Origin of the sequence: Winogradskyella ursingii (assembly GCF_013403975.1) — a bacterium.
Lineage (GTDB): Bacteria > Bacteroidota > Bacteroidia > Flavobacteriales > Flavobacteriaceae > Winogradskyella > Winogradskyella ursingii.
This window is the reverse complement of sequence record NZ_JABFDH010000001.1, coordinates 712,126-736,920: the sequence shown is the minus strand read 5'-3', so window position 1 is coordinate 736,920 and position 24,795 is coordinate 712,126. Positions and strand designations below refer to the sequence as shown.

Annotated in this window: 27 protein-coding genes; 15 read left to right on the top strand and 12 right to left on the bottom strand. The window is 35.1% G+C overall.

Annotation, left to right across the window (positions count from 1 at the left end; translation table 11 throughout):
• Nucleotides 1-76: 76 nt before the first annotated feature.
• The 7 genes from trpA (at nt 77) to HM983_RS03310 (ending at nt 4,946) form a co-directional block, all read left to right on the top strand.
• Nucleotides 77-847, top strand: coding sequence for a tryptophan synthase subunit alpha (gene trpA, locus HM983_RS03340; RefSeq protein ID WP_179343973.1), 771 nt, complete (start codon nt 77-79; stop codon nt 845-847).
• A gap of 99 nt (nt 848-946) precedes the next feature.
• Nucleotides 947-1,093 carry a hypothetical protein gene (locus HM983_RS03335; RefSeq protein ID WP_179343972.1) on the top strand — a complete coding sequence of 49 codons (147 nt, stop codon included), beginning with the start codon at nt 947-949 and terminating at the stop codon, nt 1,091-1,093.
• A gap of 62 nt (nt 1,094-1,155) precedes the next feature.
• Nucleotides 1,156-1,608, top strand: coding sequence for a tRNA (cytidine(34)-2'-O)-methyltransferase (locus HM983_RS03330; protein WP_179343971.1), 453 nt, complete (start codon nt 1,156-1,158; stop codon nt 1,606-1,608).
• A 132-nt stretch (nt 1,609-1,740) separates the two neighbouring features.
• Complete coding sequence (locus tag HM983_RS03325) at nt 1,741-1,944, top strand: EF-hand domain-containing protein (protein ID WP_179343970.1); 204 nt, start codon at nt 1,741-1,743, stop codon at nt 1,942-1,944.
• Between the two features lie 82 nt (nt 1,945-2,026).
• Entirely contained in the window at nt 2,027-2,923 is an 897-nt protein-coding gene (locus HM983_RS03320) for a YitT family protein (RefSeq protein ID WP_246277445.1), read from the top strand.
• A gap of 21 nt (nt 2,924-2,944) precedes the next feature.
• Nucleotides 2,945-3,607 (top strand): hypothetical protein, encoded by a 663-nt coding sequence (locus HM983_RS03315; RefSeq protein ID WP_179343968.1) that lies wholly within the window; start codon nt 2,945-2,947, stop codon nt 3,605-3,607.
• A 136-nt stretch (nt 3,608-3,743) separates the two neighbouring features.
• On the top strand, nt 3,744-4,946 hold the full coding sequence (locus tag HM983_RS03310) for a serine hydrolase domain-containing protein (protein WP_246277444.1): 1,203 nt from the start codon (nt 3,744-3,746) through the stop codon (nt 4,944-4,946).
• A 16-nt stretch (nt 4,947-4,962) separates the two neighbouring features.
• Here the strand turns inward: HM983_RS03310 and HM983_RS03305 are convergent, their stop codons facing one another.
• The 8 genes from HM983_RS03305 to HM983_RS03270 form a co-directional block, all read right to left on the bottom strand.
• Nucleotides 4,963-5,190, bottom strand: coding sequence for a VF530 family protein (locus tag HM983_RS03305; RefSeq protein WP_179343966.1), 228 nt, complete (start codon nt 5,188-5,190; stop codon nt 4,963-4,965).
• Nucleotides 5,191-5,288: 98 nt separating this feature from the next.
• Nucleotides 5,289-6,566 carry a DEAD/DEAH box helicase gene (locus tag HM983_RS03300; RefSeq protein ID WP_179343965.1) on the bottom strand — a complete coding sequence of 426 codons (1,278 nt, stop codon included), beginning with the start codon at nt 6,564-6,566 and terminating at the stop codon, nt 5,289-5,291.
• A gap of 108 nt (nt 6,567-6,674) precedes the next feature.
• Nucleotides 6,675-7,481, bottom strand: a complete 807-nt coding sequence (locus HM983_RS03295; protein ID WP_179343964.1) for a tryptophan-rich sensory protein — start codon at nt 7,479-7,481, stop codon at nt 6,675-6,677.
• A gap of 157 nt (nt 7,482-7,638) precedes the next feature.
• Nucleotides 7,639-8,409, bottom strand: coding sequence for a uracil-DNA glycosylase family protein (locus HM983_RS03290; protein ID WP_179343963.1), 771 nt, complete (start codon nt 8,407-8,409; stop codon nt 7,639-7,641).
• 55 nt (nt 8,410-8,464) lie between these two features.
• On the bottom strand, nt 8,465-9,064 hold the full coding sequence (locus HM983_RS03285; protein ID WP_179343962.1) for a hypothetical protein: 600 nt from the start codon (nt 9,062-9,064) through the stop codon (nt 8,465-8,467).
• 189 nt (nt 9,065-9,253) lie between these two features.
• Nucleotides 9,254-10,012 (bottom strand): peroxide stress protein YaaA, encoded by a 759-nt coding sequence (yaaA, locus tag HM983_RS03280; RefSeq protein ID WP_179343961.1) that lies wholly within the window; start codon nt 10,010-10,012, stop codon nt 9,254-9,256.
• Nucleotides 10,013-10,208: 196 nt separating this feature from the next.
• Entirely contained in the window at nt 10,209-11,240 is a 1,032-nt protein-coding gene (locus tag HM983_RS03275) for an RluA family pseudouridine synthase (RefSeq protein ID WP_179343960.1), read from the bottom strand.
• An 11-nt stretch (nt 11,241-11,251) separates the two neighbouring features.
• Complete coding sequence (locus HM983_RS03270; RefSeq protein ID WP_179343959.1) at nt 11,252-11,806, bottom strand: PASTA domain-containing protein; 555 nt, start codon at nt 11,804-11,806, stop codon at nt 11,252-11,254.
• Between the two features lie 152 nt (nt 11,807-11,958).
• On the opposite strand from HM983_RS03270, the gene HM983_RS03265 reads away from it, so the two are divergent.
• On the top strand, nt 11,959-12,936 hold the full coding sequence (locus HM983_RS03265) for a D-alanine--D-alanine ligase (protein ID WP_179343958.1): 978 nt from the start codon (nt 11,959-11,961) through the stop codon (nt 12,934-12,936).
• 61 nt (nt 12,937-12,997) lie between these two features.
• Nucleotides 12,998-13,453, top strand: coding sequence for a pantetheine-phosphate adenylyltransferase (gene coaD / locus HM983_RS03260; RefSeq protein WP_179343957.1), 456 nt, complete (start codon nt 12,998-13,000; stop codon nt 13,451-13,453).
• 316 nt (nt 13,454-13,769) lie between these two features.
• Here the strand turns inward: coaD and HM983_RS03255 are convergent, their stop codons facing one another.
• The 3 genes from HM983_RS03255 to alaS are packed head-to-tail and all read right to left on the bottom strand — an operon-like array spanning nt 13,770 to nt 18,143.
• A complete protein-coding gene (locus tag HM983_RS03255) occupies nt 13,770-14,480 on the bottom strand; it encodes a DUF6498-containing protein (RefSeq protein ID WP_179343956.1) in 711 nt (236 codons plus the stop codon).
• Nucleotides 14,481-14,531: 51 nt separating this feature from the next.
• Entirely contained in the window at nt 14,532-15,485 is a 954-nt protein-coding gene (locus tag HM983_RS03250; RefSeq protein ID WP_179343955.1) for a GSCFA domain-containing protein, read from the bottom strand.
• A 42-nt stretch (nt 15,486-15,527) separates the two neighbouring features.
• On the bottom strand, nt 15,528-18,143 hold the full coding sequence (gene alaS / locus HM983_RS03245) for an alanine--tRNA ligase (RefSeq protein WP_179343954.1): 2,616 nt from the start codon (nt 18,141-18,143) through the stop codon (nt 15,528-15,530).
• 128 nt (nt 18,144-18,271) lie between these two features.
• Here alaS and HM983_RS03240 point away from each other — a divergent pair, with 128 nt between their 5' ends.
• The 6 genes from HM983_RS03240 to HM983_RS03215 are packed head-to-tail and all read left to right on the top strand — an operon-like array spanning nt 18,272 to nt 21,968.
• Nucleotides 18,272-19,243, top strand: a complete 972-nt coding sequence (locus HM983_RS03240; RefSeq protein ID WP_179343953.1) for a M23 family metallopeptidase — start codon at nt 18,272-18,274, stop codon at nt 19,241-19,243.
• A 1-nt stretch (nt 19,244) separates the two neighbouring features.
• Nucleotides 19,245-19,574: a MerR family transcriptional regulator gene (locus tag HM983_RS03235; RefSeq protein WP_179343952.1), complete on the top strand. Its 330-nt coding sequence runs from the start codon at nt 19,245-19,247 to the stop codon at nt 19,572-19,574.
• 11 nt (nt 19,575-19,585) lie between these two features.
• Nucleotides 19,586-20,173: a LemA family protein gene (locus tag HM983_RS03230; RefSeq protein ID WP_179343951.1), complete on the top strand. Its 588-nt coding sequence runs from the start codon at nt 19,586-19,588 to the stop codon at nt 20,171-20,173.
• Between the two features lie 8 nt (nt 20,174-20,181).
• Nucleotides 20,182-20,619 (top strand): TPM domain-containing protein, encoded by a 438-nt coding sequence (locus HM983_RS03225; protein ID WP_179343950.1) that lies wholly within the window; start codon nt 20,182-20,184, stop codon nt 20,617-20,619.
• Nucleotides 20,619-21,452 (top strand): TPM domain-containing protein, encoded by an 834-nt coding sequence (locus tag HM983_RS03220; protein WP_179343949.1) that lies wholly within the window; start codon nt 20,619-20,621, stop codon nt 21,450-21,452. Before HM983_RS03225 ends, HM983_RS03220 begins: the two co-directional genes overlap by 1 nt.
• A 60-nt stretch (nt 21,453-21,512) precedes the next feature.
• Nucleotides 21,513-21,968, top strand: coding sequence for a TPM domain-containing protein (locus tag HM983_RS03215; protein WP_179343948.1), 456 nt, complete (start codon nt 21,513-21,515; stop codon nt 21,966-21,968).
• Nucleotides 21,969-21,987: 19 nt separating this feature from the next.
• Here the strand turns inward: HM983_RS03215 and HM983_RS03210 are convergent, their stop codons facing one another.
• Complete coding sequence (locus tag HM983_RS03210) at nt 21,988-24,771, bottom strand: outer membrane beta-barrel protein (RefSeq protein ID WP_179343947.1); 2,784 nt, start codon at nt 24,769-24,771, stop codon at nt 21,988-21,990.
• Between the last annotated feature and the right edge of the window lie 24 nt (nt 24,772-24,795).

Sequence of the window (24,795 nt, the reverse complement as noted above, 5' to 3'; positions counted from 1 at the left end):
CGAACGGTAGAAAAGGATTGCCATTAGTTCATTGCCACATCCTACTTGTTCGAAATGACAAGAAAAAAAATAAATTTTGAATAGAATAAACAAAAAACTTAAGGAAGAGAAAAAGCTATTATCCATCTATTTTTCTGCTGGATATCCAAATTTAGATGATACAGAAACTATCATTAAAAATCTGGAAAAAAGCGGAGTGGATATGATAGAAATTGGTTTGCCTTTCAGTGATCCATTAGCTGATGGGCCAACAATCCAAAAAAGCTCAACTACAGCTTTAAAGAACGGAATGACTAGTGATCTACTCTTTAAACAATTGGAAGATATCCGCGAGTCAGTATCTATTCCACTAATTATTATGGGCTACTTCAACCCAATATTACAATACGGTGTAGAAGCTTTTTGCAAGAAGTGCCAAGAAGTTGGAATTGATGGACTGATAATTCCAGATTTACCAGTAGATGTGTATTCTGAACAATATAAATCTACATTTGAGAAATACGGTCTCATCAATATATTTCTAATTACGCCACAGACTTCAGAAAAACGTATTCGTTTTATAGATTCAGTTTCAAACGGCTTTATATATATGGTGAGCTCTGCCAGTACAACTGGCGCAAAGACAGGATTTGGAGATGATCAGAAGCTCTATTTTGAGCGCATTTCAAACATGGACCTCAATAATCCACAAATCGTCGGTTTTGGTATATTTAATAATGAAACCTTTGCTCAAGCTACTCAATATGCAAAAGGTGCCATTATTGGTAGTGCTTTCATAAAACATCTTACTAAGGATGGTACGGAAAATTTAAATGATTTTGTATCGTCTATTCTAAGCGACAATTAATAATTTTTAACACAAAACGCCAAGGTTTTAAGAGGGCTTTGTGACATATGTGGCTGTATTTTCTGTATCTTAATGTTCAATTAAAAAAATATAGAAATCATGGGAATAATAAGAGATAATAAAAAATTTGATAGAAAAACGGAACAAAAGAATCCGACTAATCCAGAAGGTGTTGCAAACAAAACGGACACCAATAAATTTGATATTGACGAAAAAACAATTAAAGATCAACAGAAGAAGAAATAATTTTCTTGTTCTATATTGGATAAAGGCTTAAATTAATTATAATTTAGGCCTTTATTTTTTTTATGCCATTAAACATTGTACTTATAGAACCCGAAATTCCAAATAATACCGGTAATATCGGTCGGTTAGTTTTGGCGACAGGATCTAGACTTCATTTAGTTAAACCTTTTGGTTTTGAGATTAATGATAAAAGACTAAAACGTGCAGGTCTCGATTATTGGCAGCATTTAGATGTTATCTATTATAATTCAATTGAAGATTTTTTTCTTCAAAATAAGGATGAAAAAATGATTTTCCTATCGAGTCACGGGAACAAATCGCATTGGGAGATTGACTATAGCGATGGCACATTTCTCGTTTTCGGGAAAGAATCTGTTGGGCTACCAAAACAACTAACGGAAAAACATAAAAACCAGCTATTTAAAATTCCGTTATACAGTAAAGAAATAAGAAGTCTTAATTTGGCTAATGCTGTCGCTATAGTGGTTTACGAAGGTTTAAGACAGTTAAAATAATTTGAAAATATCATTATTTTATTTTTTATTCCAGAAGTCTACGAATTTCGACAATAAAGAAATACCCTGTATGCTAGCATAGACTTTTATACGGTCTTTGCGCATTAGCTTTCGGCTTTGTGTCATTCCCAAATGCTTAAGAAAAAAGAGAATATTGAGAAACAATTTAAAAATTTAGATGCTGACGCTAAGGGTTCAATATCGTTTTACGAGTTTAAAGTGAAGCGTCTAAAAAACGAATCTAAGACAGCATTGATTGAAAAGCGTTGCTCCATAATAGACACCAATGTTAATGGTGGTATGGAAATGGCAGAATTTAAAGCCACAATCCTCTAGAGTTTCTAGGGGATTTTTTAATACTCATAATTCTGAGATAGATAATAATCATTTTGTAACTTCAATACCTAAAACCAACCATTTGAAACATTCAAAAACATATAATTTTATTACGGAATTTGGACAGATTGCCATAGGTATTGTTTTAGCTAGTATTGGACTCAAGGCATTTCTGCTACCCAATGGCTTTTTGGATGGAGGCGTAACCGGAATGGCACTTTTATTACAAACTCAATTAGATGTGAATGTATCAATTCTTTTAATAGCTTTGAGTATTCCGTTTCTAATCTTGGGTTATTTCACTGTGTCGAAACGTATCGTATTAAAATCCATAATCAGTATTTTGGGATTGGCGTTTTTTATTCATTTCGAAACTTTTGATACCATCACTGACGATAAACTTTTGATCTCAATATTTGGAGGTCTTTTTCTTGGAGCAGGAATTGGTATCGCTATCCGTAATGGCTCCGTTTTAGATGGTTCTGAAATTCTAGGGATTTATCTCAATGATAAATTCGGTTTCAGTATTGGCCAGGTTATCCTGCTTTTTAACATTGTATTATTCAGCATTACGGCTTATGCTATTTCGGTAGAAGTCGCCTTATACTCCATTCTCACTTATATTGTTACTGCCAAGGTTACCGACCTCACCATAGAAGGATTTGAAGACTTTATTGGTGTTACAATCGTTTCAATTCATTATATAAAAATAAAACGAGCCATCATGGAGCAATTGGGTGCAGGACTTACTACCTATAAAGGTTCTAAAGGATTTGGCAGTAAAGGAGAACAGCAAGATTTTGATATTATACACACCATAATTAACCGAATCGATATTAAAAAGATGCACCGCATTATTGAAGAAATTGATGATAATGCCTTTATTGTTGAGTTTGATGTCAACTCAGTAAAAGGTGGAGTGTTACGTCATTATTTAGACAAAAAGAAAAACAAGAAATTATCTCAAAAGCAGAGATGACCATATAGAAATGAAATTGAAATGAAATACCACATTATAATTAACAGCGTAAAGACGGTTGAAGAATTAAAAGACGCTTGGACAAAAGAAGATTTTACAACACTGCTCGAAGAATTTGGACTAGAAGCAGAAGGTAATTCCAATTTTGAAGAACTACAGGAATTGTTGTTTATGGCAATTACAGATTTTGAACCTCCGGAAGCAGCAGCTATTGTTTTAAAATATAGATTATCTGACCACCTTAATGAAAACCAAATTGACCAAATTTCGCACGAAATGCTTCAGGACAAAATATCCGAGGAATATGCAGATATTTCATTGCACCACCATTTATTTAATATCAGTCAATTATTGCATAAAGCCTATAATGGCAAATTCCCAAATGCTAAAGCTACCGTCGTCGAATTTGAAATGACACCAAATAAGGCAATCACTAAAGAAAATGTTCTGAAGGCCTTCAATACCACATTAGCAATCAATAACGTGATTAAACGCTTGTTTTCAACTCAGCTCGCTGGAAAGGAAGAGTTTGATGAAGCAGAATCTATAATATGGGATTTGAAATCTAATGGTGAACAAAGCTATACTTTAATTACTTCAGAATATTGGATGAGTCGAGACGAATTTAAGGATGCCGAATTTGATGCCCATGTCATTGAGTTTGAAAAAGAAGATGAAGATTAACAATAAATATATTGCGAATAAAACCAACCCATCACATATGAAACTTAAAATAATTTTTATTCCTCTTTTTGCAATTTTATGCTTTTATTCTTGCAAAAAAGAAGTCAAAGAGACCACTTTAGTCAAAAAATTTCAAATGGCTCAACCAGCCGAAGTTGGCATGATCGCAGACAGCCTTGACAAGATTGAAGAAATGGTTAAATCGTTCATTCAAGCTGATAAATACCCAGGAGCGGTAACTTTAATCGCCAAGGACGGAAAAATTGTTTATGAATCAGCCATCGGATGGTCAGATTCTGCCAAAACAGAACCTTATAGAATGGACCATTTATTCAGAATGGCCTCAATGACCAAACCTTTGACCTCTGTTGCTGCCATGCAACTTGTCGAAGACGGAAAAATTGATTTAGATGATCCTGTTGGCAAGTATATTCCAACTTTTAATGACACTGAGGTACTAACTAGTTTTAATTCAACAGACACTACCTGGACGACCGAACCAGCAGATAAAGCGCCAACGATAAGACACTTATTAACTCAAACAGCAGGTGTACCTTATGGGTTTATGAATCCTCGCGTAAATGGTGCGATATTAGCCAAAAACAATATTCCAGACTTAAGTACCTCCTTACCAATAACCATAGAGGAAACTGCCAGTAAGCTTGGAGATCTTCCCTTAATGCACCAACCAGGCGAAAGATGGATGTATGGACTTAATACAGATGTTTTAGGCCGTGTTGTTGAAGTGGCATCAGGTCAGAAATTAGATGATTATATCAGAGAACATATTACCAAACCTTTAGAAATAGAACACTTGGATTTCTATTTTAATGATTCTCTTACTCAAGATTTAAGCCGGGTTTATGTTACTGGCTCTAATGGAAAGATAAATGAAGTATCCCAAATGGGCTCAATGTACATTGCCAATTACCCAACTCAAGGTGCAAAGACTTACTTGTCAGGCGGTAGTGGTATGACTGGTACAGCAAGAGATTATTACCTGTTTTGCCAAGCAATGCTCAATGACGGTATTCTTAACGGTAATCGTATCTTAGAAGCTGAAACGGCTCAATCTATGCATCAAAATCAAATTGATTCTATTGCATATCCTTGGGGCAAAGCCAAATTTGGTTATGGTTTTGATGTTGCAAAAGATCATCCCAGAAGACCTGATGGAACATACAGTTGGAGCGGAGCTTTTAGCACTACGTTTTGGATAGATCCTGTTAACGATTTAATAGTTATTCAACTAAGACAGGTGCTTCAATCACCTTACAATGGAGACATAAATTCTAAATTGGAAAAGATTGTTTACGGCGCTTTGACCGATTTAAAATAATCTAAATTTATAGATTTTATTTTCTATTTTTCTTCAGCATATCTAAATACATGTTCTCAACTTTAGTCCGTGCCCATGGTGTGCGTCTCAAAAATTTTAAGCTAGATTTCACCGATGGGTTGTGTGTAAAACAACGAATATTTATTTGATAGCCCATATATTCCCAACCATAGTGCGCTTGTAGTTCTGTTACTATTTGCTCTAATTTTATTCCGTGAAGTGGATTGTTGGGTTGTGTTGACATCCTATTTATGGCTGGTAGAACACAGTTGAGACCTCTGATATACATTCTTAAATAAAATGCCTAAGACCTCTAAACTACGCTCGCGGTGACAGTTTGAACTAATTTGAATTTCGATTTCGACTTCTATTTCGACTTCTGTTTCGATTTGAATTCTTATTACCACCAGTATTTCGAGAACCAGAGTTGCGATTTCCTCCTCTACCTCTATTCTGTCCTGGCTTTATGGGTTCTGTTGAAGCATTCGGGTCGGGCTCGAAACCGTCGACAATCTCCATTTCAATCTTTTCGCCTATTAGTTTTTCTATTCCAGCTAAGTAAGTAGTTTCATCTGCACTAACAAGAGATATCGCTTGCCCTTCTGCCCCTGCTCTACCGGTTCTGCCGATTCTATGAACGTAGTCTTCAGAAATATTTGGTAATTCAAAATTGATAACGTGTGGCAAAAGCGGTATGTCAAGACCACGAGCCGCAATATCGGTTGCTACCAAAACCCGAATTTTTCCACTTTTAAATCCAGCCAAAGCTTTAGTTCGTGCTCCTTGACTTTTATTACCGTGAATTGCAGCTGCTGTAATTCCTGCACTAACCATCTTTTTTGTCAGCTTATTTGCTCCATGTTTGGTTCTTGTAAAAACTAAAACTTGTTGCCAATTGCCTTCAGAAATTAATTTTATAATCAATCCTGTTTTTTTGCCTTTAGCGACACGATAGACTTTCTGCTCAATAATTTCAACGGCCGTGTTCTCTGGAGTAGCTTCAACCTGAACGGGATTATTTAAAATAGAGTAAGCCAACTTTTTAATATCCTTTGAAAATGTTGCCGAAAACATAAGGTTTTGCCTTTTGTTTGGCATCAATTTCATGACGCGTTCAATATCACGCAGAAAACCCATATCCAGCATACGGTCTGCTTCGTCCAAAACAAAAATTTCAATATGCTTTAAAGACAATAATCCTTGATTTTTCAAATCCAATAAACGTCCAGGCGTTGCAACCAAAATATCAATTCCTTGTTTTATCTTGCTTACTTGAGGTTTTTGGTTAACTCCACCAAATATTACCGCTCCTTTTATATCTAAAAATTCGCTGTATTCTTTAACGTTTTCAAAAACCTGGGCCGCTAACTCTCTCGTTGGTGTTAATACCAATGCTCTTATAGGTCTAAATTTTGGATGAGGGTTGTTAGACAAGTAATGCAACATTGGCAGCGTGAAGCCTGCAGTTTTTCCGGTTCCTGTTTGTGCCGAGGCTAATACATCCTTTCCTTCCAATACTGGAGGAATAGCTTTAGCTTGAATTGGTGATGGTGTTTCGTACCCTTTTTTTTGGATAGCTTTGAGTATAGGCTCAGATAAGCCCAATGATTTGAATGACATATATTAAGTTTATGAAGTAAACTCAACAATCTAATGATTAGGTCACTCCTTTTTATTTGGCGCGAAGTTACGGCTATTTATGCCGTTGCAAGGTAGAAATCTATTTTATTATTTATCAGTACTTTTTAAAGATTGCTTCAGTTTTGTAAATGGATTGGTATGTCTATTTTGATACCCGTGAACAGCAGCAAATAGCAATAGAACAGCCGCACCAACAAATGCTGAATACATCACCATTTCATTTGCATTTTTATTGGCATTCCCGATACCAATTAAAGCCCAAGCTCCAACTACTGCAAACTCGCGCATATTACGATTCCAAATGGCAAAAAGATTAATGACTACAGCAATACCGATGAGCAGTATGGTCCAAAATGCTTCAGACATCCCAAAACCATCCCAGTTTATTTTTACCAAATATGTTGAAACATTAGCAATGCTTGCTACTGTAACCCAACCAGAATATACAACGAATGGCCACCAAAGAAAAGCAATGACTGGAAATGGCTCATCGTCAAATTCCATGCGATTATTCATTACAATTTTCAATAAGGACAACAAGAGCAAAAATATAAATATGCAAGATATACCTGTATAACCATATATCCACGCAAAAACCCAAGCTGAATTAAATACGCAAGACAGTACAAACCACCAACCTGTTCTAAGCACAAAATCATCATTTTTCACTTTTACGAACAAACTTCGACCTTGATAAACCGCAAAAGCAAATAACATTAAATAGATAAGTCCCCATATCGCAAAGGTGTAACCTGATGGTGTAAATAAAGAATTGTAGTTATCGGAAACTTCACCTATGGTAGTGTTATTTAATGCACCTGTGTTAGACAAATAATTGATAAATATGGTTGAAATTAACGCGATGCCGTTGGCTATTTGTAGTGTTTTTTTCAAGGGTTGAGGTTTTAATTGTAAATTAAGTAAATCTTCTTAAACTAATGTACGTTGTTGAACATAAAACTTAAATTTGTAAAAATTTTCAACTAAGTTCTTTTAACGCCTTAAATAGAAAATTGAAACAGTCTATATTAAAGTCATTGAACAAAACACCCTAAATAAACTCCGAATACTGCATCACCCGAAAATCAAACGTGTTAAAATCTGGGTTTTTGGCTTTTAGTTGTTTGTAAAGCGGCAATCGGCTTATGGAAATGTTAGCCGCTCCAGAGCCTGAAGTTAGTGAGACGGTTTTTATACTTCTACTATTCTCAGTAACCAAACCTTTACCAAGCTCAACATTATTTTTAATGTTGTCAGTCTGAAATGAGCGCGGTGATTTAGGAATCTCATTAGCACGAGATCCCTTAACTAGTTCAGGATGGCAAAGCTCAAATTTATGAATTCTCGGCACTTCGTTATTTACCAATTCTAGTTTAAGTCCATAAGTTTTTAGATGTTTTCTAAAGAAATATTCGGGACCATTCTTGCTGTTGCCTCCTGTAAATAGAATAGTTTCAATGTTTGGATATCGTTGCAAATAGCCAACGATGTCTCTCAATTTTACATCTTTCATGCCTAAATCTGAAGCATCGATTTTTTCACGTTCGGCACTTTCGACGATGTCACATATACCTATTTTTTGCTCAATTAAAAATTGTTTCCTTTGATCTATGGCATCTTGAGAATTATCAAATCGCAAATTGAGATTATGGATTTTATCAATAAACAACCAAAGCGAATTGTAATAGCTCCCGTAGCAGAAATCTACATCTTTTTCTAAGAGCTCACCAGTAGAAAATCGTGGTGGCGGCAAGGTGCCAACAATGAGTTTTGTAGTATCGTTCTTTATAAATGGCTTGTATGGATGTTTGTGCTTAAACACTCTATAGTTATAATTTATAGTGGATTCCAGCCTCCGCAGTAATGACCATTTCTAGTTACAGCGAACTCAACAGGCGCTCAACCTCTAGAATAGTGTTCCTATAAATACGTCGGTTGGGCTCGGTCATATTTTTGGATTCCGCTGAAATTTCATCCAGAAGCGTTTTACCTACGTTGATTCTGTCGGTCTCTAAGTATAATTTGGCGAGTTCCAATCGTTCGCTATAGTTGGAATATGGTCGGTCTATTTGTTTCAACTGAAATTCCGCTTTTTCAGTTTCACCTACCTCTTTAAGTGCCATACCATAGCAGAATTGTTGTTTTGAGCCTTTAAATTCCGGTTTTTGTTGAATCTTTTCAGCATGTTCGATAGTTTTTTCATAATTATGAAGTTGATAATAACTTAATACCAACTGCTGCTGCGCATAGAAATCATCTTGAACTGTATCCTCTAAAGATTTTTTATAATTAGAAATGGCACTCACAAAATTTTTATTCTGATAATAGGAATCAGCCAAAGCTATTCGGTTGGCGTAGGTGTCAGAGAACTCCAATTGTTTTTCCAAATCCCGAGTCTTCTTGGTTGGATTGACAGCATTGGTAATGCTATCTTGAACCTTATCCTTATCCTGTTTATTGAAGACATATTGAAACATGTAAATTATAGCTCCAATCAATGGGACGAAAAGAATGATCAAATACCAATAAAACGGGTTTCGGTTTTTAAAAATATGATAAAAACAAAATACTTGGATGGCGATTATAAAATAGTAATAGAACATGAAATTTTGTTGTTGTTGATTTTAAGAACTGTACCGTTTTAAAAACCTGCCAGATCTAACAAACTATCTTGTGAAGACTAATTCGTTGTCCGAAGATAATTTTTCACTAAATCCGTAATTTTCAAGATTAAAACCTTTGATATCATCCAATGTTTTTGCATCGTTATCTATGATATATCTTGCCATTAAGCCCCTGGCTACTTTTGCGTAGAAAGCTATAATTTTATACTTGCCATTTTTATATTCCTTAAAATTAACATCTATCACTGGCACTTTTAAAGCTTTTGTATCAATGGCTTTAAAATATTCATTGCTTGCGAGGTTCAAAAATATTTCATCGTCTTCCAATTCCTCATTTAAGGCTTTGGTTATTTTCTTATTCCAGAATTCGTAGAGGTTTTTATTTCTACCCACTGTCATTTTTGTTCCCATTTCCAAACGGTAGGGCTGAATTAAATCCATAGGTTTCAACAAGCCATATAATCCTGAGAGAATTCGAACTGTATTTTGAAGTGTATCTAATTTTTTAGTGTCAATTGTATAAGCATCTAAACCTCTGTAAACATCACCCGCAAAAGCATAAATAGCCTGTCTTGCATTTTCATTATCAAACGGTAGTTCCCATTCTTGGTTACGCTCATAGTTGAGTTGAGCCAAATCATCAGAAATGCTCATTAAGTTTGACAACTTTTTTTTCGATTTTTTTTTGAGTAATTTATTTAAACGCTCTGCTTCATCTAAAAATAGTCCTTCGGTCGTTTTTTGAGTTGGTAATTTGCTTTCGTAATCGAGCGATTTTGCTGGTGATAGTACTAGTTTCATAGGCTATTTCCCGCGAAAACAGGAATCTCATTTTTTATTAAAATTATTTCTTTTTCAATGTAAAAATACAATGTAATAAAATGAGTTTCAAGAATTAATTAAAAGTAATATTGATGATGGTATAAGGGCTATCTATTATGCGTAAAAAAGATTAAGCAAGCAACTAACACAACTAAGAAACCTAAATTGAAAAAAATTAACCAACATGTTTAGCATAATTCCTCCACTTTTCGATACACTGTCGCATATCATCCGGAATTTCGGTTGAAAATCTTAAAAATTCACCTGTTGTAGGATGTTCAAACCCCAAGGTTTTAGCATGCAATGCTTGTCTAGGCAATACTTTAAAACAATTTTCTACAAACTGTTTGTATTTTGAAAAGGTTGTTCCTTTTAGAATTTTTTCACCACCATAGCGCTCGTCATTAAACAGTGTATGTCCTATGTGTTTCATATGTACACGAATCTGATGTGTACGACCTGTTTCGAGTTTACAGCTCAATAAAGTTACATAGCCCAAACGTTCCAAAACTTTGTAATGGGTTACTGCAGGCTTACCCTTATACGCTTCTTCTCCCTCATAAACGGTATTTTGTAATCGGTTTTTGGGATGCCTGCCAATATTACCCTCAACCGTTCCTTCTTCAATCTCAACATTTCCCCAAACCAAGGCGACATACTCGCGTTCGCTGGTTTTTTCGGCAAATTGATTGGACAAATGCGCCATTGCAATTTCGGTCTTTGCAACGACCAATAATCCGCTCGTATCTTTGTCTATGCGATGCACAAGACCTGGACGGTTACTGGAATTGTTGGGTAGGTTTTCAAAATGAAAAATCAAGCCATTTATCAAAGTTCCTGAATAGTTGCCATGACCAGGATGTACAACCATACCTGCTGATTTGTTAACTACAAGCAAGTCGTCATCTTCATAAACCACATCGATAGGTATATCCTCTGCAACCAATAAATTCTCATGTGGTGGATGCTCAAATTTCACCGTAATGTAATCGTGGGGTTTTACCTTGTAATTAGATTTTACAGGAACGTCATTCACAAAAACACTCCCATCTTTTGCTGCTGCCTGAATCTTATTTCGGGTGGCATTTTCAACAAAATTCATTAAATATTTATCAATTCTGAGTGGTTGCTGCCCTTTTTCTACCTTAAAAGCGTAGTGCTCATAAAGTTCGTCTTCATCCTCTGACATGTCTTTGATGTTTACCATAATAATTAAAATTATGGCCTGTTGCCATTTCCAAGAACAAGATCTATGGTAGAAGTGAGCGGTAGCATAGTGCCAGCTGTTACAGTTTTACCTTCATGTTTCATACCCATAACCACATCTTTTCCTATATAATCTACATATGTAATGTTGCCCACTTTAAAACCAAGTGCCTCTAGAGTTGGTTTGGCCTGTCTAAAGGTCCGTTTCATAATGTTTGGTACTTCAACCTTGCGATAACCAGACGGATTGAGAATTAAATAGATTTTGCGATTTTCCTTTACCTGAGACCCAGCTTCTGGATTTTGTTCAATGACGGCATATTTTGGATAATTAGGATTAAAATTTGCAGAATCCTGTAATTTCCAAGTAAGATCGTTATCTTCTAATTCTATCTTCACGGTTTCTAGGGATTTTCCTTTTAAATCAGGCACAACTACAAAGTCTCCGTGGTTTGTAGATATGTTCAACCATTTTAACAGCAAAAAACACAAGACCACAACGGCCACAATGGCAATGACCAATTGCTTTAAAAACACTTTACTGGTCAGAAACTTAACAAAACTCATGAGCTAGATAATTGATGACAAAACTAATAAAATATATAACGCAATAAAATTTATATACGTATCACTTAAGCGATTTACTTTATTCAAAAAAAACAATACTTTTACGTTAGAATTTTGAAATCAGTAGATACCCACTTTTGTGGGCAATGAATATGAAAAAAAATATTGCTATAATCATGGGTGGCTATTCGAGTGAATATCAAATTTCGCTCAAAAGTGGCAATGTAGTTTATGATACATTAGATCGTAACAAATACAATGCCTATCGCATTCATATTTTTAAGGATAAATGGGTTTATGTAAATAATGTAGGTGAAGAATTCCCAATTGATAAAAACGATTTTTCAACTACAGTAAACAGTGAAAAAATAGCGTTCGACTGTGTTTTTAATGCCATTCACGGTTCTCCCGGTGAAGATGGATTTATGCAAGGCTATTTTAATTTGCTGAATATTTCGCACACCAGTTGTTCTATGTATCAAGCGGCTTTATCCTTTAATAAACGTGATTTCCTTGCCACTTTAAAACCTTATGGGATTAAAATGGCTGAAAATTATTATCTAAATCTCGGCGATCCTATTGATGAAGAAGCCATTATAAAAAAGGTTGGGCTACCGTGTTTTGTTAAAGCGAATAAAGCCGGAAGCAGTTTTGGTATTTCCAAAGTTTACAAAAAAGAAGACCTAAAAGCAGCTATTGAAAACTCTTTTAAAGAAGATAACGAAATTATTATCGAAGAATTTTTGGACGGAGTTGAAGTGTCGGTTGGTGTGATTTCTTATAGAGGTAAAACCACCGTTTTACCAATTACAGAGATAGTATCAGAGAATGATTTTTTTGACTACCAAGCCAAATACGAAGGTCAATCCCAAGAAATAACACCAGCAAGAATTTCCGAAGATTATACCAATAAGGTAAAAACTGAAGCTAAGAAGATCTATGATATTTTAGGCATGACAGGATTCTCGCGAAGTGAATTCATTTTTAAAAATGATGAACCTTATCTACTCGAAATGAATACAATACCTGGCTTAACAAGAGAAAGCATATTACCACAACAAGCCGCTGCTGCTGGCATTAGCTTGAAAGATTTATTTGATAATTCTATTGAAGAAGCTTTGAAAAATTAATATTTATCTTTGAATTAAAATAAAGATTCCCATTTTTATTAGCAATAACAAAACAACATCGATGAAGCGAGCACTTTTCCCAGGATCTTTTGACCCAATTACCAACGGACACTACGATATTATAAAACGTGGTGTAAAACTGTTTGACGAGGTCGTTGTTGCTATTGGTATTAATGCCGACAAAAACTATATGTTTTCTCTTGAAGAACGAAAAAACTTTATCGAAAAGGCATTTGAAAACAACGAAAAAGTAAAAGTGGTGACTTATGAAGGTTTAACTGTTGACTTTTGCGAAAGCATTGATGCTAAATTTATTTTGAGAGGTTTAAGAAATCCAGCAGATTTTGAATTTGAAAAAGCTATAGCACATACGAACCGAAAATTATCAAAAATTGAAACTGTATTTTTATTGACTGCTGCGAAGACATCGTTTATCTCTTCTTCTATTGTCCGTGATGTAATTAGACATAAAGGTGATTATACACTATTGGTACCTGAGAGCGTATTGGTTAAATAATGTTGTTTATTCTGTCCTGAAACCCTTAACGAATAGGTTAATACAAAAACAAAAGGCATCAGATATATTCTATTTTCGCAATAGAATTATATGACACCTTTTGTCAAATTGATTAATAGCACCTTGAATATATAATTATTTATCAGCTAGTTAATATTTATTCGATGAATACCGTTTTAAAAAGACGAATCGTTTTCTTGCTTGTAATTCTATCACTTAAATAAACTTTGCAACCTCGCAGGTATTTTGATAATTAATAGTTAAAAAACTCTTGAAAAATCACGTTAAAAACCCAAACTCTTAATAAATATCAATATTATTCTGTAATCAACAAAAGCTGCTTTTTAAGTTCAGGTTTACTCACCTTACCGTTGTAAATGCGGTTGATAACATAGCCCAAAAACTTGCTGTCTTCTCTTATAGCTACGAAGAGAAAATCTACAATAAAGCGAAGAAAAATCAGTAACATGGCCGCCATCACTGAACCTTCTGAAAAGACTATAAAAAACGAACCAATGATAACCGTAAATTGTTGAATGAAAATTCTAAAATAGGGTTTGAACATAATTTCATTGACTGTAAAAAGTTCATACTTCTTCGGCATTAAAAAGTCCAAAATAAATTTAATGAGTTGTGTACCAACTAGAATTGTGAGTATGAGGTCCATCCCGTCCAATTTCATAACAGCTTCAAAATTTTCTATAATATTAAAAGGTTCGTTTATAAAACTGTTTTTACCGAATGAAAATATGGCAAATAAGAAAATTGATTGAATAGCAACAAAACCTCCATAATGCATAATGAAAAATACTATCGTCCCAAAAATAGACGCCTTTTTGTCATTGTGCCTATATGCCAAATACATCTTAAATATGTTAAAGATGCCGATGATGATAGTTTCCAAAAAATATCCAAACAAAATTGCATAAGCTTCGACCTTGCCAATAGCAACCAAAACGATGAGCAAAAACACATTTGCCCACGCATAGGAATTTGCTTTATTTGGATAGAATACACTTTTAAGCATCTACAAATAAAAACATTATTTTTTATATAATAAACTCCCTTAAAGACCTATTTAAGAGAAATTTATGTTTGGATGTCTTGACCTAAGTGAATCGATTTTAGATTTTAGGTCTAGTAAGAATTTTTGATGTGACTCAGAATTGAAATTGAACGGTTTATGACCTAATCCTTTTTGAATTGTTTCAACTTCCGTTAGAATATTCAAAGTGTCCTCAGAACACCAAACATGTTTAAATTTATCCCATATATAATTTATCGCCACTTGGTTAGGGTGAATCATGTCTTGATTATAAAATCTATAATCTCGAAGTTCGTCCATCATAATTTCATACGACGGAAAATAATACAGCTGTTTTCGAGGTTCAATTACTTGTTGGATCGCTGCTACCAGATGGGATTTGCTTTGCATGTTTTCGACAAAACCATCCTTTAAGTGTCTTACCGGAGAAACCGTAAAAATAAAATTGACTTTAGGGTTTGTATCCCTTACCAAGCTGATTACGGATTGCAAAGATTCTGAAATTTCATCAACTGAAAGTAGCTCTTTTAAGAATCTTTTTTGTGGTAATTTATGACAATTTGCCACAATTTTATCACTCGAAATTTCTCTATAAACCCAGCTTGTACCCAAAGTGATAATGATATGTGAAGCTGAATTTAAGAATTGATGTGCCTCATCTATTTGATGATTCACTTGTTGTAAAAGTTCATCTTTTGTAGTTGAGTTTAATTTTGAATGTGCATCTAGACACAACCATTGCTCGTTATGAAAAATTAAATCATTTTCAGAATAATACTTTCTGTTGATTGCTTTGGTCACCAAATTTTCAATAGCCAAAGGATGAAATAAAATCCCAAAAGGGTTGACTAAAGATTGAAACTTGTAATACTCAAATTTTTCTCCAATGTTTTCAGTAAAACATGAGCCTAAAAGTATTGTCTTAGAACCATAGTCTATTTGATTGTGCTGTTGTTTATTAAATGGTATATTAGTTTGTAATTTCATATCGTAATGAGATCCTGAAACTAGTTCAGGATGACAATAGAGCTATTTAATATAATTCTTGGCAGCTTCTAAGGCCTGTTCTATTCCTTGTGGATTCTTACCTCCCGCAGTTGCAAAGAATGGCTGCCCACCACCACCACCTTGGATGTATTTCCCAAGCTCTCTTACGATTTGCCCTGCATTTAAATCGTTGCTAGCCACCAATTCTTTTGAGATGTAACAAGACAAGATCGCTTTCCCATTATTTTCTGCTCCGAATAACAAAAACAAATTTTCAAACTGGCTACCTAATTCAAAACAAACATCTTTAATTCCGCCAGCATCCAAATCGAGTTTTTTTGCCAAGAATTGTACACCATTAATTTCGGTAAGTTCGTTTTTTAATTCGCCTTTTATGTTTTTCGCTTTATCTTTTAATAAATTTTCAATTTGCTTTTTTAAACTGGCATTTTCATCTTGCAGATTTTGTAACGCTTTCACAGGCTCCTTTGCGTTATTGAGCAAGCTTTTTATTTCAGAGTAAGCTTTGTTGTTTTCTGCATAGAAATCCTTCACGGCATCATTTGTAATGGCCTCAATACGTCTTATACCTGCAGCAACTGCACTTTCAGACACAATTTTAAAGTGCCAAATATCTCCTGTATTTTTTACATGTGTTCCACCACAAAGTTCAATCGATTTTCCAAATCGAATAGTACGCACGGCATCACCATATTTTTCGCCAAATAGTGCCATAGCTCCTTCTTCTAAAGCTCTATCCATTGGCACGCTTCGGTTTTCCTCAAGTGTTAATTTACCATCAATTCTTGCATTCACAAAGTTTTCGACGTCCCTTAACTGTTCGTCAGTAACCTTTGAAAAATGTGAAAAATCAAAGCGTAAATATTTAGAATGTACAGCAGAACCTTTTTGCTCCACATGAGTTCCTAAAATTTCTCGAAGTGCCTGATGAAGCAAGTGTGTTGCAGTGTGGTTGCACTCCGTTCTGTAACGTTGCTTTGCATCAACCACAGCTTTAAACGTTTCATTTAAATGCCGTGGTAGATTCTTAGTAAAATGAATTATGACGTTGTTTTCCTTTTTTGTATCCAAGATATAAACTACATCGCCATGCACATCTTCTAAATAACCCTTATCGCCTACTTGTCCACCACCTTCGGGATAAAATGGTGTTAGGTTAAATACCAATTGATACATTTCACCTTCTTTCTTAGACGTAACTTTTCGGTATCTCGTAATTTTTACATTGGCACTTAAATGATCGTAACCAACAAATTCTTCCTCGTTATCTTCAACTAATATGGTCCAGTCATCTGTGGACATCTCACTCGCAGCACGAGAGCGGTTTTTCTGTTTTTGTAATTCTTCATTGAAGCCTTTTTCATCCAACTTCAAATTCTTTTCCGAAAGGATCAAAGCGGTTAAGTCGATAGGAAACCCGTAAGTGTCGTAAAGCTCAAAGGCTTTTTCGCCAGAAACGGTGTCTCCTTTTGTTTCTTCAACAATACCATTGAGCAACACCAGCCCTTGGTCCAAAGTTCTTAAAAAAGAGGTTTCTTCTTCTTTAATAACATTTTCAATCAGCTGCTTTTGAGCCTTTAATTCCGGGAATGCTTCTCCCATTTTTTTGCTCAACACATCAACCAATCGATATATAAAAGGCTCTTTCTTATCTAAAAAAGTAAATCCATAGCGCACCGCACGACGTAATATTCTACGTATCACATAACCAGCACCAGTATTACTTGGCAATTGTCCATCTGCTATTGAGAACGCCACAGCTCGTACGTGGTCTGATATCACACGTATCGCAATATCCACTTTTTCGTTTTTACCATACGTCTTGTCTGTAATGGTTTCTATTTCACGGATGATTGGTGTAAATACATCTGTATCATAATTGGATTGTACATCTTGAAGCACCATACAAAGACGCTCAAAGCCCATACCTGTATCAATGTGTTTATTTGGTAAATTTTCTAATGTACCGTTTGCTTTTCGATTGTACTGCATGAATACGAGATTCCAGATTTCCACAACTTGTGGATGATCCATATTCACCAAAGTCTTACCATCTACTTTAGCCTTTTCTTCAGCAGAACGAATATCTACATGGATTTCACTGCAAGGTCCACAAGGTCCTTGATCTCCCATTTCCCAAAAATTATCCTTTTTGTTGCCTTTTAAAATACGGTCTTCAGAAATATATTGTTTCCAGATGTTATAAGCTTCAGAATCCATTTCTAATTTATCTGAATCTTCACTTCCTTCAAAAACAGTGACGTACAATATACCTTTATCAATTCCGTAAACCTCGGTCAACAATTCCCAAGCCCAGGCAATAGCTTCCTTTTTAAAATAATCACCGAAACTCCAGTTACCTAACATTTCGAAAAGTGTATGATGGTAGGTGTCGTAGCCTACTTCTTCCAAATCGTTATGCTTTCCAGAAACACGTAAACATTTTTGTGAATCTGCAATACGATTGTTTTTCGGTTCAGCATTTCCTAAAAAATATTCTTTAAATGGTGCCATACCAGAGTTAACGAACATTAAGGTTGGGTCGTCCTTAAGAACCATAGGTGCAGATGGCACAACACTATGCTTTTTGTCTTCAAAGAATTTTAAAAATTTGGATCGTATATTTTGAGATTTCATATTAAAAGAAAGCCTTATCGTTGTTTAATTACCACATTTACAAAACTATTTTTATCTTTGGTCGTTATGCTAACTAAATAGTCTTGCTTTGTACGTCTATTAGCTGCAAAAATAGCATAAATTCAAATATGGCTAAGGTAAAATACTATTATGATTCCGAAACGCTTTCTTACCGCAAAATAAAGCGGAAAAAGCGTACCACATTTAAATACGCTCTTGTATTTGTGGTAGCTGCTGCGTTATTCGGATTTCTGTTTGTTTCCATAGCCGGATATTTTATTGAATCTCCAAAAGAAAGACAATTAGCTCGGGAATTGCAGAACATGGAACTACAGTACGAATTATTGAATAAACGTATGGATGATGCCATTGCAGCTTTGGAAAATGTAGAAGAACGTGACAATGCCATTTATAGATTATATTTTGAAGCCAACCCAATACCAGAGGAACAGCGACGTGCGGGATTTGGCGGCATCAACCGTTATAAAAAATACGAAGGGTTTGACAATTCGCAATTAATTACAGAGTCCAACAAACGATTGGATATTTTGGAAAAAGCTATTGTGGTACAGTCTAGATCGCTCGATGAAATTGCAAAATTAGCTGAGGATAAAGAAAAATTTTTGGAGGCTATACCTGCTATACAGCCTATAAATAATGTGGACTTAACACGTATGGCGTCTGGTTATGGCTATAGAACAGACCCATTTACTAAAGTTAGGAAATTCCATTTTGGTATGGATTTCACCGCACCTCGAGGCACACCTATTTACGCTACAGGAGACGGTGTGATAAAACGTGCAGATAATGCCTCTACGGGTTATGGTAACCACATTAGAATAGACCATGGGTTTGGCTATATTTCACTTTATGCACATCTTTACAAATATAATGTTAGAGTAAACCAACGTGTAAAACGCGGTGACCTTATTGGTTATGTAGGCAGTACAGGACGTTCTGAAGCTCCGCATTTGCATTACGAGATATTTAAGGATGGTGAACGCATCAACCCAATTAACTTCTATTATGGCAACCTATCTGCGGAAGAATACGATATACTTTTACAAAAGGCATCATTAGAAAATCAATCCCTCGATTAAGATGCACATAGATCTTCCAGAAAAACGATATTATAGCATTGGCGAAGTAGCTAAAGCCTTTAAGGTGAATGCTTCATTGATTCGCTTTTGGGAAAAGGAATTTGACGTTATTAAGCCAAAAAAAAATGCAAAAGGCAATCGCAAATTTACTCCAGAGGATATAAACAACCTAAAATTCATTTACCACTTAGTTAAAGAACGTGGATTTACACTGGAAGGTGCTAAAACACATCTAAAAGAAGAAAAGAAACAAGCATTGGAAACCTTTGAAATTATTGCAAAGCTTGAAGATATAAAAGCACAACTCATCAAAATTAAAACTCAACTTTAAAACCAATCAATATGAAAAAATGGATCATTCCTATAGTTCTTATCGTAGTTCTCGTTATTTGGGGAATGGGCGTTAATAATAAAGCCGTTAACTTAGAAGAAACAGTCACCCAATCTTGGGGAAATGTAGAAAGTAGCTATCAAAGAAGAAACGATCTTATTGGCAACTTAGTAAATACAGTGAAGGGAGCAGCTGATTTTGAGCGTGGAACATTGACCGACGTTATAGAAGCTAGGGCAAAGGCGTCCTCTACAACTATAGATGCTAATAATTTAACAGCGGAAAACATGGCCCAATTTCAAGAAGCACAGAGTGGCTTAAGTGGCGCTCTTTCAAGATTATTGGTAACCGTAGAGCGGTATCCAGATTTAAAAGCCAACCAAAATTTTCTTGAACTTCAAAGTCAACTAGAAGGTACTGAAAATCGTATTAATATTGCTCGTGATAGGTTTAATGAGGCTGTAAAGCCCTATAATACTTACGTTAGACAAATGCCGACTAAATTAGTGGCAGGTGCTTTAGGCTTTGATGAAAAGGCTTATTATGAAGCTGATGCTGGTAGTGAAAATGCTCCGGATGTTAACTTTGATTTCAACTAGAATAATATATGTCCAATATTGAAGATTTCCTAACCTCAGCGGAAGAAGCTGAAATTGTTGAAGCTATTCGTATTGCTGAAAAAAATACCTCGGGCGAAATTCGTGTTCACATTGAGCGCGATTGCGATATAGATGTATTTGAGCATGCAATGGAAATTTTTCATGTATTAAAAATGGACAATACAAAGCATCAAAATGGTGTGCTGATTTATGTTGCTGTTGATAAAAAATCCTTTGTAATTTATGGTGACAAGGGCATTAATGATGTTGTAGATGCTGACTTTTGGAACTCTACACGTGATAAAATTGCCAATCAGTTCAAACAAGGAAAATTTAAACAAGGTCTCATAGATGGCATTGCTGAAGCTGGTAAAGTACTTTCTTCGCACTTCCCATGGAATAAAGGTGATATTAATGAACTGGATAACACAATCTCAAAAAGTTAATGTTAACGTTGAAACCATTTATTTCTAGATTAATTTTTGTCTTTTTTTTAGGCATAGTTTCAATAGGCTATGCACAATATGATATTCCTCCAAAACCAGATTTCCAAACTAGCGTTTACGATTATATCGATTTATTATCCGCTTCAGAAAAGCAAAATTTAGAGGATAAGCTCGTTAGGTATTCAGACACTACTTCTACTCAGATTGTCGTTGCCATAATCAGTTCGACAGAAGGAGAATACATCAATTATTTGGGGACACAATGGGCAGAATCTTGGGGAATTGGCCAAGAAAAAGAGGACAACGGTATTTTTATTCTACTTGCTCGAGACGACAGAAAAATTGGCATCAATACTGGACAAGGTGTTGAGTATCTTTTAACCGACGCTATGAGCAGACGGATTATTGAGCGTGACATCATTCCCTATTTTAAAAATGGGGATTATTACGGAGGACTCAATCGTGGTACAGATGCCATTTTCGAAGTCATGACAGGAGCATACCAAGGCACTAGACAAAATGATTCAGGCGGATTTCCCGTTGGCGTATTTATCTTTTTGTTTTTCATATTTATAGTTTTCATCATAATTATTTCAAAAAGTAGAGGTGGTCGTAATGGCGGCAACAGAGGTAATGACCTAGACAGTCGAAGTATTTTGGAAGCTATTATCTTGAGCAATATGGGACGTGGAAACTACAGAGGAGGTTCGTCCTCTGGAGGTGGTATATTTGGCGGAGGCTCATCTTCTGGCGGAGGCTTTGGAGGTGGAGGCTTCGGTGGAGGTTTTGGTGGTGGAAGTTTTGGTGGTGGCGGAGCTTCTGGAGGATGGTAAATTATTGATTAGTCAAATAAACTCTATTATATCAAAAATTCAAGTTTAATAATCGCATTGGTGCTTTGTTTTTTTCTTGGCTGTAAAAGTCCTAAAAATAAAGCCACGACAGTCAGTTTTCAAAGTTTTGTTATAGATTCTTCAGATTTATTTTCTAAATCGCAACGCGACTCATTGACTTTAAAAATTTTGGATTATGAACGTCAGACTACCAATGAGATTGCAGTTCTTATTATAGATTCACTCTTGCAAGACCAAAGTATTCAAGTTTATAGCACGAATGTCGCCAATAAACTTGGTGTTGGAAAACTGGAAAAGGACAACGGGTTAATTATTACTATCTCAAAATACGATAGACAAATCGCAATTTCGACCGGATTAGGTACTGAAAAAACCATATCTGATTATGAATGCAAAGAAATTATCGAGTCAATAGTAGTGCCACACTTCCAAAAAAGAAAATATTACGAAGGAATAGACAGAGCAATTGATTCTTTAATCCTGCTATGGGATTAGCTTTTTTTTTCAAAAATCATCAGTCAAAAAAGATAACATCACCCCTACCAGTTTCACCTTTACTTCCCAGACTATTAAACTTGTAACTAAAACTAAGCATAAAATACTGTCTCAAGACGGTGCTCTGAGTATCCTCAATGTAGTCTTGAGTTGCTATTCTTCTTGCGTTAGTGTTTTGATTGAGTAAATCATAAACTTTTAGCGTTACAGTGCCCTTATCATTTAATACAGAATAGGCTAATGTAGAATTCCAGAACCAAGCCGATTTTTGGAATCCAGCAGCCACATTTGGGTTATAATTAAAAACGACATCGTTACGCCATTCTAACTTTTTAGGTAAAAAAGTTGCTGTTCGTATTCCTGCGTTATGGCTCGTAAATTCCCTATCATCAAAAGCATTTATATCAAATGCATTATTGGTAAAATTAAGCTCGTAATATGGTTTAAATTCCATGACTTTGTTCCACAGAAAATCAACCCCAAAACGAGGAGAAATAGTAGTCACCTTACTAGAGTATTTTACATCATTATTGAAATTGATATTATTAGAAAAGTTATATCTCGCCCTAAATTGTAGTTTTACGGTACGTACTGTGTCCAGTTTAATATCTTTTGAATAACTACCTGAAATGCCATAATTATAATTACCATCTACATTCTCATAAGTCGTGGTTCTTCTTAAGGTTTCTGGATCTACCGTTGTTTTGGATATGACTTGGTTATTGGTAACAGTTGCATTCAAGTTTGCATAAATTCCGGTACGCTTTTGCCAGTCGAAATTATAATAACCTGCAAATACGCTATGCCTGTCTGATGGTTCGAGGTTAGGGTTTCCAATAACAATTCGTAATGGATTTGACACATCTGTAAAAGCTTGCAATTGCCTCAATCCTGGAGGATTATTTCTTAATCGATAATTAGCATAAACGCTCTTTCCCTGACCAAATCTATAATTCAATCTTGCATCAGCCTGAAAATTTTTGAATTGTCGCTCTACATTAAATTGTGGTCTTAAAAGATCTTCATTTTTCAATGTTCTGATATTGTAACCAGCACCTATTCTTCCAGACCATTTATCGTCACGATAACTAATACCTATCTCAGGGATATTTCTTATATCTGTATATTTAAAATCCGTACTTAAATCAGTATTAAAATCCGAAAAATCCTGTGTATCATTATTAAAGTCGAACGTGCTCTGTCTATTATTGTCTTTATCTCGAGCATATTCGTATTGCATATCCATAAATAGCTTTTGAGCCAACAGAGGAAGTCGATATCTAATTTCGGTTGAAACACCATAACTATTGTTCTCTCCATCGGTAAACTGGTCGCGCATTATGGTTTCTGGATTATCTCCGAAGACCTCGGCCACTGAGTTAAGAAAATCCTCACTATCCTGCTGATTAATTTCCGTTTCTAACCTCATTCTTACAAATGCTCCCTTATCGCCAAAACGCTTTGTGGCTGAAATCTCATTGTTAAATCCTCTGACGTCACTTGTAACGTTTGAATTCACTTGAGAACGATTGGTTAAGGTTAAGTCTTCATCTAATGTTTCATCGCTACTATTAAAACGAGTTTGAGAATTTGAATAATTAAAAGAAGGCTCTATGTTGATTTGAAACGTGGTATCCGTCTCAATTTCAAACTCTAAATTAATAGAATGACTATCCGTATCGTTTATTGATACTGAGTTGGAATTTGTAAAAAAGCGCGAATCCGCTAAAATAGTTTCTCGTTCTGAAACGCTTTCATTTTCAGAACTGCTTGAGGAATAAAAATAATCTGCGGCGACCTCGGTATTTTTACCAATATCATCTGCATAGTTAACGCCAGCATTTTGGGACGTAGTTATACCTTGCCCACCTCCAAAAGAACGTCCTCCAACGGAAAAAGAACCATTACTATTAAATGAAATTCCACCTGCGTTTCCAAACATTTTTGAAATTTCACCAAAACTAAATCCAGGTGTGTTGATATTATTACCTCCCACTAACACACTCACACGTTGGTCGTTATCAAAAAAATTGATCATTCCAGCAAATTCATAACGCTCATTGGTACCAGCGCCCGCTGAGACACGACCGAATATGCCTTTGTTATTCTCTTCTTTAATGGTAAGATTTATGGTTTTATTTTCTTCATCGCCAGATTCTCCGGTAAACGCTTCTGCCTTGGTCTTGGTGTCAACAACTTGGATTTTTTCAATAATATCTTTGGTAAGATTTTTAGTGGTTATGGTAGGATCGTTGCCAAAAAAAGGTTTGCCGTTGACCAAAATTTTATTCACCGGTTTTCCGTTAACAGTAATATTTCCTTCCTCATCAACCTCTACGCCAGGCAATTGCTTGAGTAGATCTTCCACATTCGCATCCTTTTTTGTTTTGAAAGATTTTACATTGAATTCTAAGGTATCCTTTTTAATCGTTATGGGTGCGGTAGATTTTACCAATACTTCTCCTAGCATATTATCGTCAATAGCCATATTAATGGTACCTAAATCTATAATTTCTTTATCTATTTGTATGTTTTTGAAATAGGTTTTATAACCCACATATGAGACGTAGAAATTAAGATCATTGTCATATGTAGTGTTTTCCAAATTGAATTTCCCCTCTTTATCAGAAATTGTGTAGGTAACCACACTACTGTCCTTTACACGCTCTAAGTAAATTGTAGCAGATTCTAATGGAAGTTTTGAATCTGCCCCTATTAATGTGCCTGAAATCTCAAATTTTTTTTCTTGTGAATAAGATTGAAATGCAAAAAGTAATGCAAAAACTAAAAATAGTCTCTTCATAGTTGATTGATTGATGAATAGCTA

Excerpts from the sequence above, each read along its gene's own strand:
- HM983_RS03335 (WP_179343972.1), top strand. The coding sequence starts at position 947 with ATGGGAATAATAAGAGATAATAAAAAATTTGATAGAAAAACGGAACAA.
- HM983_RS03330 (WP_179343971.1), top strand. The coding sequence starts at position 1,156 with ATGCCATTAAACATTGTACTTATAGAACCCGAAATTCCAAATAATACC.
- HM983_RS03325 (WP_179343970.1), top strand. The coding sequence starts at position 1,741 with ATGCTTAAGAAAAAAGAGAATATTGAGAAACAATTTAAAAATTTAGAT.
- HM983_RS03315 (WP_179343968.1), top strand. The coding sequence starts at position 2,945 with ATGAAATACCACATTATAATTAACAGCGTAAAGACGGTTGAAGAATTA.
- HM983_RS03310 (WP_246277444.1), top strand. The coding sequence starts at position 3,744 with ATGGCTCAACCAGCCGAAGTTGGCATGATCGCAGACAGCCTTGACAAG.
- HM983_RS03305 (WP_179343966.1), bottom strand. The coding sequence starts at position 5,190 with ATGTCAACACAACCCAACAATCCACTTCACGGAATAAAATTAGAGCAA.
- HM983_RS03300 (WP_179343965.1), bottom strand. The coding sequence starts at position 6,566 with ATGTCATTCAAATCATTGGGCTTATCTGAGCCTATACTCAAAGCTATC.
- HM983_RS03285 (WP_179343962.1), bottom strand. The coding sequence starts at position 9,064 with ATGTTTCAATATGTCTTCAATAAACAGGATAAGGATAAGGTTCAAGAT.
- yaaA (WP_179343961.1), bottom strand. The coding sequence starts at position 10,012 with ATGAAACTAGTACTATCACCAGCAAAATCGCTCGATTACGAAAGCAAA.
- HM983_RS03275 (WP_179343960.1), bottom strand. The coding sequence starts at position 11,240 with ATGGTAAACATCAAAGACATGTCAGAGGATGAAGACGAACTTTATGAG.
- HM983_RS03270 (WP_179343959.1), bottom strand. The coding sequence starts at position 11,806 with ATGAGTTTTGTTAAGTTTCTGACCAGTAAAGTGTTTTTAAAGCAATTG.
- HM983_RS03265 (WP_179343958.1), top strand. The coding sequence starts at position 11,959 with ATGAAAAAAAATATTGCTATAATCATGGGTGGCTATTCGAGTGAATAT.
- coaD (WP_179343957.1), top strand. The coding sequence starts at position 12,998 with ATGAAGCGAGCACTTTTCCCAGGATCTTTTGACCCAATTACCAACGGA.
- HM983_RS03255 (WP_179343956.1), bottom strand. The coding sequence starts at position 14,480 with ATGCTTAAAAGTGTATTCTATCCAAATAAAGCAAATTCCTATGCGTGG.
- HM983_RS03250 (WP_179343955.1), bottom strand. The coding sequence starts at position 15,485 with ATGAAATTACAAACTAATATACCATTTAATAAACAACAGCACAATCAA.
- alaS (WP_179343954.1), bottom strand. The coding sequence starts at position 18,143 with ATGAAATCTCAAAATATACGATCCAAATTTTTAAAATTCTTTGAAGAC.
- HM983_RS03240 (WP_179343953.1), top strand. The coding sequence starts at position 18,272 with ATGGCTAAGGTAAAATACTATTATGATTCCGAAACGCTTTCTTACCGC.
- HM983_RS03235 (WP_179343952.1), top strand. The coding sequence starts at position 19,245 with ATGCACATAGATCTTCCAGAAAAACGATATTATAGCATTGGCGAAGTA.
- HM983_RS03230 (WP_179343951.1), top strand. The coding sequence starts at position 19,586 with ATGAAAAAATGGATCATTCCTATAGTTCTTATCGTAGTTCTCGTTATT.
- HM983_RS03225 (WP_179343950.1), top strand. The coding sequence starts at position 20,182 with ATGTCCAATATTGAAGATTTCCTAACCTCAGCGGAAGAAGCTGAAATT.
- HM983_RS03220 (WP_179343949.1), top strand. The coding sequence starts at position 20,619 with ATGTTAACGTTGAAACCATTTATTTCTAGATTAATTTTTGTCTTTTTT.
- HM983_RS03210 (WP_179343947.1), bottom strand. The coding sequence starts at position 24,771 with ATGAAGAGACTATTTTTAGTTTTTGCATTACTTTTTGCATTTCAATCT.